We start from the raw sequence: 12334 nt of genomic DNA, 5'->3' as shown, positions 1-12334 counted from the left end.
CACTACAGGTATAAAAGCCTCGCAATTATATCAAATATCATCGAGCAAAGGGTGACTAAAAGCAAAGCAAATTAAAATTATGATCATTGACGCATTTTGACACCGGTGTCATAATGATGACACAATAGTTTTGTATAAAATAGTGGCAATTCTTTTAGCTTTGCCTACAACTAAAGATATAGCTTTATAAAGCTATATCTATCGTAAACAAAATAACCGTCAACCTGCTTTCACCAAGCACACAGGAGAAATTGATGCTAAGACGCACAAAAATAGTCGCTACCCTTGGGCCCGCTACCGATAGAGATAACAACTTAGAAAAAATTATTCGCGCAGGCGCAAACGTAGTACGTTTAAACTTCTCACACGGTGTGGCTCAAGATCATAAAGACCGTGCACAAGCAGTTCGTGATATTGCAAAACGATTGAACAAACATATTGCTATTCTTGCCGACCTTCAAGGTCCTAAAATCCGTGTATCAACGTTTAAAGAAGGCAAAGTAACCCTAGAAGTGGGCGCTAAGTTTATTCTTGATGCAAAAATGGAAAAAGGGCAAGGCGATGTAAACGCTGTAGGCATCGATTATAAAGAGCTTCCGCAAGACGTATCTCCTAACGATTTACTTCTTTTAAATGATGGTTTAATTCAACTTACAGTTGATAAAGTAGTTGATCATCTAGTTCACTGTACCGTTACAGTGGGAGGTGTTTTATCAAATAATAAAGGGATTAACCGTTTGGGCGGTGGATTAACTGCCCCTTCGTTTACTGATAAAGACAAAGAAGATTTAATCACAGCAGCAGAAATCGATGTAGATTATATTGCGGTATCTTTCCCACGTAGTGGTGATGATATGCGTTACGTTCGTTCTTTAGCAGAAGCAGCTGGCTCTAAAGCGCAACTTCTTGCAAAAATTGAACGTGCTGAAGCTGTAGAAACGCAAGAAGCGATTGACGACATTGTACTTGCTTCAGATGCTGTTATGGTTGCGCGTGGTGACTTAGGTGTAGAAATTGGCGATGCTGCGTTAATGGGCAAGCAAAAGCTTATTATTCGTCGTGCTCGTTCATTGAACCGTACTGTTGTTACAGCAACGCAAATGATGGAATCGATGATCGATAATCCAATGCCAACACGTGCTGAAGTAATGGATGTTGCAAACGCAGTGCTTGATGGTACCGACGCTGTAATGCTTTCTGCAGAAACCGCAGCGGGTGATTACCCTGAAGAAACTGTAGCGACTATGGCGCGAGTTTGTTTAGGTGCTGAGTCACAAAAAGAAACACACGTATCTAAGCACCGTTTAGATAGCCGTTTTTCTAATAATGCAGAATCAATTGCATTATCTGCTATGTATGCAGCAAACCATTTAGACTCTGTTAAAGCTATTGTAACGCTTACTGAATCAGGTAGCACAGCAAAACTAATGTCACGTATTAGTTCGGGTTTACCAATCTACTCACTATCTCGTCATGCTAGTACGCTTGGTCAAACCGCACTTTATCGTGGTGTTTACCCTGTGTTTTTTGATTCAACACAAACAGAAAAAGATGCAATGGTTAAAGCAGCTTTAGATACGCTTGTTGCCCAAGGATCATTAGCGTCAGGTGATACTGTGATTTTAACGCATGGTGATTCAATGGAAACGGTTGGCGCAACAAATACAATGAAAATTGTTACTGTTGAGTAATTAACGCTTTAAAAAAAATGCGAGCTTAGCTCGCATTTTTTATTTCTAACTATAATTTTAGCTCGCTAATGCTGCTTTTACTTTATCTCGGTAACTTCGGCTTACTTTTAACTCTTGTCCATTTTCTAAAACAAGTAAATACTCGCCACTAATCTGTGTTACTAATTTACTGATTTGTTTTGTATTTACAATTGCGCTGCGATGAACCCTAACAAATAAATGAGGGTCGAGCTCTTGCTCAAGTTCTTTCATTGTTTTACGTAATATATGTGTTTGTCCATCTTGGCAATGTAAACACATATAATCACCTGCTGCATCAACCCATTGAATGGTTGCTGCTGGAACACGAATAATTTCGCCCTGCTCTTTTACTGCCAACGACTCTGGGTAACGTTTATCAGCTAAAGTATCACCGGTTGCCAGCTTTTTGAGAATTTCTTCACAGTTATTTCCGGTAATGCCAGCTACAAAACTCGCGAGTTTTTTCTTATGGGCGTTGTCTTGTTGCGTTTTTAAATAGGTATGCACTTTTTCTACCGCCTGTTTTAGTCTGTTATCATCAACGGGTTTTAAAATGTAATCCAATGCATGAATTTCAAATGCTTTTACTGCAAATTGATCAAATGCGGTAACAAACACGATTGCAGGTAGTACTTTAGTGCTTTCACTTAACGCGCGAGCAACTTCAAAACCATTCATGCCTGGCATTTGAATATCTAAAAATACTAAATCTATTTTTTCGTTTTTACACGTCTGTATTGCATCTGCACCTGAACTGCATAATTTAATAACTTCAATATCATCAAATTCTGAAAGTCTTACATCTAAACCTTTGCGCGCTAATGGTTCATCATCAACAATAAGCGTTCTGATTTTCATCATTTCTTCACAGCCTTCTCAAACGGCACTCGCAGATTAACTTTTAATCCACTTGGCGTATTATGTGATAATACAAACGAATAATTATTTTCGTAGAGCGTTTTTAATCTATCTTTGGTATTTGCAATGCCAACACCTTGTGCGTTAACAAGCTTGCCATTTTCTAATTCTGTGCCAGGCCCGTTATCTCCCACTTCAAGGAGTAACTCGTTAGCAAACACTTGGGCTTTAATATCAATTACACCACCTTCAGATAAGTGGGCAATCGCATATTTAATTGCGTTCTCAATAATAGGTTGCAATATAAGACTAGGCACAAGCGCTTGTTTTGCTTGTTCACTTACGTCTATGTTTACCTTTAAACGTTCATCAAAACGTACTCTCTCAATATCAAGGTATAGCTTTAATGCATGTAACTCTTGCTCAAGTGGTACTTTTTTTATGGGATCAGTATTTAATGTGTATCTTAAAAAGTCACTCAATTTAGAGACCATTAAGTTAGCATCTTTATTTTCTTTTACCAAAACTAATGTTGAAATTGCATTTAGCGTATTAAATAAAAAATGCGGGTTAAGCTGATACCTAAGCATTTTTAATTGGGCTTCGTGGGCCATTGTGGTAGCTTTTAATGCTTTTTGACGTTCACTTTGCAATAGCTGATAATATTTAACGCCAAAGTACAAACCACTCCAACACAAAATAATGTAAACAGAATCCAATCCTTGTTGCAGGTAATAAAACCACTCTTCTGGCCTGTAACCATGGCGATATATTTCCCATAGATTAAATTTTTGTACAACAGCCCATAATGTACCCGTTACATAAGATGAACCAAACACCACTAACATCAGCACTATAGGTGAAGCATTCCAAACTGTACGGTAAATATAGCGAAGAGGTACTGTCATAAGACAGCCAGCATAAGCATTTAATAATATAACGAATACGTAAATATCACGCATTTCAAATACTTTAGAACCAATGTAATTGACAAGCGCATACCCTATCCAGCCCGCAATCTGCAAAAGCCAAAAAAAGCGCTGACGGTTATCAATTAAAGATTGCCAATTCAAAATTTACACTGTCCCCAAAATAGTAACTACTTTAAAATCTATTTTTAGCTTGTATTTATTAATAACTAATTAATTTTATAAATAAACTAATTCATATCATCGCCTATTATATAGATTTACGAGGCTGTTTAGCACTACCGCCTATCTTAGTTTTTAATACAATCAACGCAAACTCTACTCACACGCAATAAAAAAGCGAAAGGTGTTACCCTTTCGCTTTCGTTCATACGTTGATACGTTGATACGTTGATAGTTAGTATTTAAGCTAGCTTATCTGACGCAACTTTATAAGTAGGATCTTCTATTACATTGACCTCAACTAAATCACGCGCTTTGTGCAGTAACTGAGTACAGTCTTTACTTAAATGACGCAAATGAAGCTGTTTACCTGCTTTAGTATATTTATCAGCTAATGCATCAATAGCCTCTATTGCACTGTGATCTGATACACGGCTATGCTTAAACTCTACAATAACGTTCTCTGGGTCATTTTTAACATCAAATAATTCAGAAAAGTTTTTAACTGAACCAAAAAATAATGGCCCATGTAACTCATATACTTTTGAGCCTTCTTCATCAATGTAGTTTGTTGTGTAAATATGTTTAGCATGTTGCCATGCAAAAACAAGTGCAGACACGATGACACCTACACACACTGCAATCGCTAAATCGGTAATCACCGTTACACCTGAAACCAACACGATTACAAAGGCATCTGACAATGGAACGCGCTTCATCATTTTAAAACTTGCCCATTCAAATGTACCAAGCACAACCATAAACATAACCCCAACAAGTGCGGCAAGTGGGATCATTTCAATTAAACTTGAGGCAAAAATGATAAATGCGAGCAACATTAATGCTGCACTGATACCTGATAAACGTGAACGACCGCCAGAATTAATATTAATCATTGATTGGCCAATCATTGCACAACCACCCATTGCACCAAAAAAACCACACGTTATATTTGCAGCGCCTTGGCCAATACACTCTTTGTTACTGTGGCCACGCGTTTCAGTAATTTCATCAATTAAGCTAAGCGTTAATAATGACTCTATCAGGCCGATAGCAGCAAGTATCAGTGCGTAAGGGAAGATAATTTGCAGTGTATCTAAATTAAATGGCACCATAGGAATATGAAACTCTGGCAACCCACCTGCGATTGTTGCCGCTTCGTCACCTGTCATCCCTTTTAAAAAATCTAATACGGTATGTGCTTCAAGGTCTAAACCAATCACTAAGCCAGTCACCGTTACAATCGCAACCAAAGACGAAGGAATAGCCGTTGTTAACTTAGGAAGGAAATGAATAATTCCCATAGTTAGCGCAACCAGTCCTAGCATAATAAACAATGGTTCACCCGTCATCCATTGCTGACCGCCCATACCGTCAGGTACTTTAAACTGACCTAACTGGGCTAAAAATATAACAATAGCTAAGCCGTTTACAAACCCTAGCATTACAGGATGCGGTACCATACGAATAAACTTACCGAGCTTGAATATTCCCGCGAGTATTTGCAAAATACCCATCAACAGCACGGTTGCAAAGAGATACTCAACACCATGATCAAGTACTAAACTTACCATAACAACCGCTAATGCACCGGTAGCACCTGAAATCATACCAGGGCGGCCGCCAAATATAGCCGTAATTAAACCTACGATAAACGCGGCATATAGACCAACTAAAGGTTCTACATTTGCTACAAAGGCAAACGCAACAGCTTCTGGCACTAGGGCTAACGCCACAGTTAAACCAGATAGAATATCGTTTTTAGCAGAGCTTGGCGCCCTACTGAGTAAGTTAAACATTGAGATCCTCAGGTGTGTTTTGGGTATAAAAAAAGCGCTAAATTCTAGCAAATTAGCGCTCATTTAACAATTACATTGTCTTTTAAACTAAATAGTTCTAAAAAGTTATCCGTTTACAAAGGAAGAGATGTGCTTCGTTTTACACATGTCATTGTTACGTTTGAATGCACTTCCTGTACATATTCTAAACTTAATAAGTTATCTCTAACAAAATGTTCGTAACCCTCTATACCTTGCGAGATTATACGTAACATAAAATCCATGGTACCAGCCATTGTATAACACTCAGTAACTTCATCATAACTCATGATCAGTTTTTCAAACTCAGCCAGATTTTTTTTACCATGGTTAGATAAACGCACATGTGCGTATACCAGCATATCAAAGCCTAGTTTCTTTTCATCTAACAATGCCACTTTGCTTTTTATGTAGCCGTCTTGTTCAAGTTTAGCAATTCGACGCCAACAAGGTGATTGAGATAAGCCGACTTTGTCGGCTATTTCAGCAGTTGATAGACTTGCGTCTTGTTGCAAAAGTGCCAAAATTTGGCGATCTACGTGATTTAGAGACATTTTATTTCTTATTTATCAAATAAACTGGTTAAATTATACAACCATTTTTAAAAACAGTCTGCTTATTTTTAGTTTTTCTATGTATAAATTACTCATAATTAATACATTTAACCCACTATCCGTACTGCCCACTCACAAAAGGGTTCGTTTTAATTTCATGCTCTACCGTTGTCTCGCTGCCATGCCCCGACAAAATCGCGGTTTTCACCGGCAAGGTTAGTATATTAGCCTTAATAGATTCTAAAAGTTGTTGACTATTGCCTTGTGGAAAGTCGGTTCGACCCACAGAGCCTTTAAATATAACGTCACCAACAATTACGCATTTATTATCTTGTTCATAAAATACAATATGTCCTGGCGTATGACCTGGGCAATGCATTACATCGAATTTTAATTTACCTAGGCTCAAAGTGTCACCATGCGATAGCCACGCATCTGGGTAAAAAGGATCAATAGGAGGAAAACCAAACATTTGAGCTTGCATTGGTAAATTATTAAACCAAAAACGTTCATCCTTGTGCGGGCCAATAATTTTAATATCAAACTGCCTACGAAGCACGTCAGCTGCACCAACATGGTCTAAGTGCCCATGGGTTAACCAAACAGCTTTTAAGGTTAAACTATTACTCGTTAAAGTAGCTATTATCTTATCGCTGTCACCACCGGGGTCAACAACGATTGCTTCTTGAGTACTTTCGCAAGCTATTATTCTGCAATTTTGTGCAAAAGGTGTCACTGGTATTGTTATAATTTTCATCGCTATATTTCTTTATCTTTTTGTTCTGGTATTGCTATTTCTTCTTCAAACGACATAAGTATTGGATACTTTAAATAAGCTTGGTCATAAAACGGGCTATGCTCATACAACCAGTTTAAGCGAGCATTAGCATCATTAGCGAATGACTTATCATTTTTTAGCTTTTTATCAAATGCTAATGCAAGTTTTGGATTATCTTTTAGCATTTGACGGGCAAACGGGATTAGCGCGTAGTTTTCCATGTATTCTGTTCGTTGAAAAACAGTATTAAACTCACCCCATGCAAAAAATGAATCCGGTGCCTCCGGGTGCAGCAAATGAACAGCTAATTCTCCTGCCTTTTGTTGAGTTGTCACTTCAAACCAACCGTCTAAATTTACATTAATAGCAGGCTTATAATCAAAAGTAGCCGTTACTCTAAATCGTCCTTCAAACGGTGACTTAGCAAAAGAGTACTTATCTATTTTGGCCTGTTTTAATGGTTGTGTATTTTCACCAACTAATTTGTTCACAGACACACCATGAAGCGATAACTTTTCAATTAAATCCGTGTAAACAGGTGGTATAAAAAATGCCTTAGGCACTTCAACACGCTTTTGTACGTCTTTTTGCCAATATACAGGGAGGTTTGTATAGTCTTCTTTCTCGCCAATATATTGAACTTCTGTTTGACCTGATAACGTACTCATTTTTGAGGTATAACGAATACCTTTGAATTCAATTTCAACAGGGGTTTTACTATACCCTCGTTGAACAATAAGCTCTTTTGGCACAAATGCCTGTTCTTTTTTTACTGCATTAGCTAGTTCATGGCTGTGATTTGATAAGGCATCAATTGCACCATCAATAAATACATAAGTTCCTAATACACGTTGCTTATAGGGTTTCAGGGAATGGTTTTCGACTAAAATTGTAGGTAAAGACTTTAAGTCGCCCCAACCATTTGAAAACCGTGGTGTAGCAACCCAACCTGCAAGCCCTTCTTTAAAGTTTCGCTTATTCATAACAAATACAAGTGGTCCAGGTATATGGCCTTGCGATGCTAATTTTTCATCTATTACAGGTTTGAAGTATTGGTCTAGCGCAGCTGATATAGCAGGTGATTCACTCGCAAAAACCGGATTATACCCATAGGTGACATCGTATTGATAATCTGCACCGTCAGTAACGTGCACATCAACATACAGATTTGGGTTATAGTCATTAATAACCTTCAAAACACTTTTAACTTCGGGTGTATCAAGTTTTGTAAAGTCACGGTTTAAATTTAAATTATTTGCATTAGTTCTAAAACCCATTTTACTTGGGCCGCGTTGATTAATACGGTTGAAGTGGCCGCTTCTTTCATGTCCGTCAACGTTTAAAATTGGGATAAACAAAATATTTACTTTCTTTAAAATATCTCTGCGTTTGCCAGTCGCTATATCGCGTAACAACATAAACATCGCGTCTTTACCGTCAATCTCGCCAGCATGAATTCCCGCTTGAACAAGCACTGTAGGCTTGGTGCTATTAGCAAGCTGATCTGCATCAAAAAAACCTTGCTCACTCGCTACAACCATTTTAATAGCGCGCTTACTATTACTATAACCAATTATTTGCGATTTGAATTGAGTAGGGTTTGCAGCAACTAAACGCTCTACAAAAGCTATTGTGTTTTTGTAGTCAGGAGATATATAACCATCTGAAAGTTCAAAATCCGTTGTCAGAGGACCTGCCTGTTGTATCAGCGATAAGCTTTGTCCTTGCCAAGGTAGCAAAGGTGGTAAATGGCTGTCGTAAGTCATACTTGCAGATAAAAAGAGTAAGCTGGCTAACATATTATTCTCAAAAAAACGCTTTAATGGCCAAATTATAACAACTTAACTGATCGTTACGAAAAAACTGCGGTAGTTCAACAAAAAACACAGCCTAAGGTAAGTTAATAATGGATCAAAAATGCTTTATTAGTATTTCAGCACAATTAGCATCTAATTAAATACAGCTGGGTCTTTAAATTAATAACAGCTTATCTTACTCGGGAACTTAGAATAGCTTTTATGTGGTGGGGTTTTCATAGCGAATTTTAGGCACAAAAAAAGGAGCCAATGGGCTCCTTTTCAGTTCTTATAAAAAAGCTTAAGCGGCTAGGCCTTCTTTAGCTTTTTCTACAAGCGCTGCGAATGCAACTTGGTCGTAAACTGCGATATCTGCAAGGATCTTACGATCGATTTCTACAGAAGTCTTTTTAAGACCATTGATAAAACGGCTGTAAGACAGACCATTTTGACGTGAAGCAGCATTGATACGTGCAATCCATAATTGACGGAAAGTACGTTTCTTCGCACGACGGTCACGGTAAGCGTATTGACCCGCTTTAGTAACAGCCTGGAAAGCTACGCGGTAAACACGTGAACGTGCTCCGTAGTAACCTTTTGCTTGTTTTAAAACTTTTTTGTGACGTGCACGTGCGACAACGCCGCGTTTAACTCTTGCCATTTCTAAAAACCCCTATTAAGCGAACGGTAACATACGTGAAACTAGACCATGGTCATTTTTATGAACCATCATCTTAGGACGTAGGTGTAACTTACGCTTAGAAGTTTTCTTAGTCAGAATATGACGAAGATGCGCTTGTTTACGCTTGAAACCGCCAGAAGCAGTCTTTTTGAAACGCTTAGCAGCGCCACTGTGACTTTTTAGCTTATAAGCCATTGCAATAACTCCAATTGTATTGCCTTTAAATTAGTAAGCAGGCGTGAGGTATATTTCTATAGCTCCACTTTTAGGCCTAACTTACTGCCATGTTCCGGTGAAAGCCCAGCATAAAATGCTGCAACTTTACTTTAAAACCGGTTAACTCAGGTGAATATTTGCATATTGCTTGCAGACCTGAGCTAAATTCGGTGCGCATTATTACTTAAAAATTACTTTTTAGCAATAGGTGCCATCATCATAACCATTTGACGGCCTTCAACGCGATTTGGGAAAGACTCAACGACTGCTAAATCTTCTAAATCGCCTTTAACGCGGTTTAATAGTTCGATGCCAATTTCTTGGTGAGCCATTTCACGGCCACGGAAGCGGATGGTAATTTTAGCTTTATCGCCAGCTTCTAAGAACTTACGTAAGTTGCGAAGCTTAACCTGATAATCACCTTCATCCGTACCAGGACGGAATTTGATTTCTTTAATCTGGATTTGCTTTTGCTTCTTCTTCTGCTCTTTCAGTTCTTTGCTTTTTTCAAAGATGAACTTACCGTAGTCCATAACCTTACAAACAGGCGGCTCAGCGTTTGGGCTAATCTCTACAAGATCAACACCCGCTGCATCAGCCATAGCTTGTGCGTCTTTTAATGACTGAATGCCAGCTTGTTCGCCGTCGATGTCGATTAAACGAACTTCTTGAGCTGTAATTTCTTCGTTAATACGATTTTTTTGAGCTGTTTGTTGCCCTTTCTTGCCGCCTCTAATGGTACGTTCCTCCAAGAATATCAATAATATAAGCGTGTAGATGACTTTTAGTTACAGCCCTACACGCTCGATTTTTACTGTCGATTTTTAATCTCTTCGCTTATTTTAGCTACAAAGTCATCGACATTAAATTTACCCAGGTCTTCACCTGTTCGCGTACGAACCGCTACTTCTTGTTGTTCAACTTCTTTGTCGCCAACAACCAGTAAGTAAGGTATACGCTTTAATGTATGCTCACGGATTTTAAAGCCAATCTTCTCATTTCTCAAGTCAGCAGCGGCTCTAATTCCAAGTTTATTTAATTTTTGTACAATTTCGTGCACGTAATCTGCTTGTTTATCGGTAATATTCATAATTACCACTTGCTTTGGAGCAAGCCACGTTGGGAATAAACCAGCGTATTCTTCAGTTAAAATACCGATAAAGCGCTCAATTGAGCCTAAAATAGCACGGTGTATCATAACTGGAGTGCGTCGTTCGTTGTTTTCTGCTACATAAGTAGCGCCTAAACGACCCGGAAGTGCAAAATCTAGTTGCACTGTACCACATTGCCACGCTCTGTCTAAACAATCGTACAAAGTAAATTCAATTTTAGGTCCGTAAAAGGCACCTTCACCTGGTAGGTAATCAAATTCAATGTCGTTTGCCTTAAGTGCATCAGCTAATGCAACCTCTGCTTTGTCCCAAATTTCATCGTCACCAATACGTTTTTCAGGACGCGTAGAAAGCTTAACTACAATTTTGTCAAAACCGAATGTCTCATAGGTATCATAAACCATCTTAATACACGCTGAAACTTCGTCCATTACTTGCTCTTCTGTACAGAACACGTGAGCATCATCTTGTGTAAAGCCACGTACACGCATTAAGCCGTGTAAAGCGCCTGATGGTTCGTTACGGTGACAACAACCAAACTCGGCCATACGCAGTGGTAAATCACGGTACGATTTTAAACCTTGGTTAAAAATTTGCACGTGACCCGGGCAGTTCATTGGTTTAATAGCGTATTCGCGCTTTTCAGACTCTGTGGTGAACATGGCGTCTGAGTATTTATCCCAGTGACCAGATTTTTCCCACAAAGATCGGTCCATCATCATTGGACCTTTTACTTCTTCGTATTGGTATTCACGTAATTTTTCACGAACAAACTCTTCAAGCTCACGGTAAATGCTCCAACCATCGTTGTGCCAAAATACCATACCTGGCGCTTCTTCTTGCCAGTGCCATAAATCTAGAGCCTTACCAATACGGCGATGATCACGCTTTTCAGCCTCTTCTAAGCGTTTAAGGTACGCTTTAAGTTGCTTTTTATCACCCCACGCTGTGCCGTAAATACGCTGTAGCATTTTGTTTTCTGAATCACCACGCCAGTACGCACCTGCTACTTTCATTATTTTGAAGTTTTGGCAGAATTTCATGTTAGGTACATGAGGACCACGACACATGTCTACGTATTCTTCGTGGTGGTATAATCCTGGGCGATCATCTTCTGCAATGTTCTCGTCCAAAATTTCCATTTTGTATGTTTCGCCACGCGCTTCAAACGTATCGCGAGCTTCTTGCCAGCTTACTGTTTTTTTCACTACGTCGTAGTTTGTTTTTGCAAGTTGCAACATACGCTTTTCAATGGCATCTAAGTCATCTTGTGACAAAGAATGTTCCATATCGATATCGTAGTAAAAACCGTTATCAATAGTTGGACCAATAGCCATTTTTGCTTCAGGGAAAAGTTGCTTAACCGCATGACCTATTAAGTGAGCGCACGAGTGACGAATAATCTCAAGTCCGTCTTCATCTTTTGCTGTGATGATCTCAAGCCGTGCATCATCATTGATTAGGTCACACGCATCAACACGGTCGCCATTAACACGACCAGCAATGGTTGCTTTGGCTAGGCCTGGACCAATATCGTTTGCAACATCAAGGGTACTTACAGGGTTTTCAAAACTACGCTGACTGCCGTCAGGAAGGGTAATAACTGGCATTATAAATCCTTACATACAGTGGTGACACCTACAATGTATCACGTGTACTTTAAATAAAATTAAATGAGAATGACTCGACAACGCTCTTACGAATAAGCATTGACTATT

Annotated in this window: 11 protein-coding genes; 1 reads left to right on the top strand and 10 read right to left on the bottom strand. The window is 38.8% G+C overall.

The genetic code is table 11. The features are described from left to right. The first annotated feature begins 254 nt into the window (after window positions 1-254). Complete coding sequence (gene pyk / locus MTP24_RS07610) at window positions 255-1691, top strand: pyruvate kinase (RefSeq protein ID WP_243533541.1); 1437 nt, start codon at window positions 255-257, stop codon at window positions 1689-1691. Window positions 1692-1748: 57 nt separating this feature from the next. On the opposite strand, the gene MTP24_RS07605 is transcribed toward pyk, so the two are convergent. The 10 genes from MTP24_RS07605 to thrS all read right to left on the bottom strand — a co-directional run bounded on the left by MTP24_RS07605 (window position 1749) and on the right by thrS (window position 12226). Further along, window positions 1749-2573, bottom strand: a complete 825-nt coding sequence (locus MTP24_RS07605; protein ID WP_243533539.1) for a LytTR family DNA-binding domain-containing protein — start codon at window positions 2571-2573, stop codon at window positions 1749-1751. After that, on the bottom strand, window positions 2570-3643 hold the full coding sequence (locus MTP24_RS07600) for a histidine kinase (RefSeq protein WP_243533537.1): 1074 nt from the start codon (window positions 3641-3643) through the stop codon (window positions 2570-2572). Before MTP24_RS07600 ends, MTP24_RS07605 begins: the two co-directional genes overlap by 4 nt. A 260-nt stretch (window positions 3644-3903) precedes the next feature. Further along, the gene (locus MTP24_RS07595; RefSeq protein WP_006794467.1) at window positions 3904-5460 is read right to left on the bottom strand and encodes a SulP family inorganic anion transporter; all 1557 of its coding nucleotides are present in this window, start codon (window positions 5458-5460) and stop codon (window positions 3904-3906) included. 113 nt (window positions 5461-5573) lie between these two features. Continuing rightward, window positions 5574-6032, bottom strand: a complete 459-nt coding sequence (locus MTP24_RS07590; protein WP_002960703.1) for an Lrp/AsnC family transcriptional regulator — start codon at window positions 6030-6032, stop codon at window positions 5574-5576. 115 nt (window positions 6033-6147) lie between these two features. Further along, window positions 6148-6789, bottom strand: coding sequence for an MBL fold metallo-hydrolase (locus MTP24_RS07585; protein ID WP_243533534.1), 642 nt, complete (start codon window positions 6787-6789; stop codon window positions 6148-6150). A gap of 2 nt (window positions 6790-6791) precedes the next feature. Then, a complete protein-coding gene (locus MTP24_RS07580) occupies window positions 6792-8609 on the bottom strand; it encodes a M14 family metallopeptidase (RefSeq protein ID WP_243533531.1) in 1818 nt (605 codons plus the stop codon). A gap of 298 nt (window positions 8610-8907) precedes the next feature. After that, on the bottom strand, window positions 8908-9267 hold the full coding sequence (gene rplT / locus MTP24_RS07575; protein WP_002960711.1) for a 50S ribosomal protein L20: 360 nt from the start codon (window positions 9265-9267) through the stop codon (window positions 8908-8910). A gap of 15 nt (window positions 9268-9282) precedes the next feature. Then, entirely contained in the window at window positions 9283-9483 is a 201-nt protein-coding gene (gene rpmI, locus MTP24_RS07570; protein WP_002960713.1) for a 50S ribosomal protein L35, read from the bottom strand. 212 nt (window positions 9484-9695) lie between these two features. Continuing rightward, a complete protein-coding gene (gene infC, locus MTP24_RS07565) occupies window positions 9696-10256 on the bottom strand; it encodes a translation initiation factor IF-3 (protein WP_006794470.1) in 561 nt (186 codons plus the stop codon). A 59-nt stretch (window positions 10257-10315) separates the two neighbouring features. Next, entirely contained in the window at window positions 10316-12226 is a 1911-nt protein-coding gene (gene thrS / locus MTP24_RS07560) for a threonine--tRNA ligase (RefSeq protein WP_243533529.1), read from the bottom strand. Between the last annotated feature and the right edge of the window lie 108 nt (window positions 12227-12334).

Source organism: Pseudoalteromonas sp. APM04 (assembly GCF_022809815.1).
GTDB classification, from domain to species: domain Bacteria; phylum Pseudomonadota; class Gammaproteobacteria; order Enterobacterales; family Alteromonadaceae; genus Pseudoalteromonas; species Pseudoalteromonas marina.
This window is presented reverse-complemented; position numbering and strand designations above follow the sequence as displayed.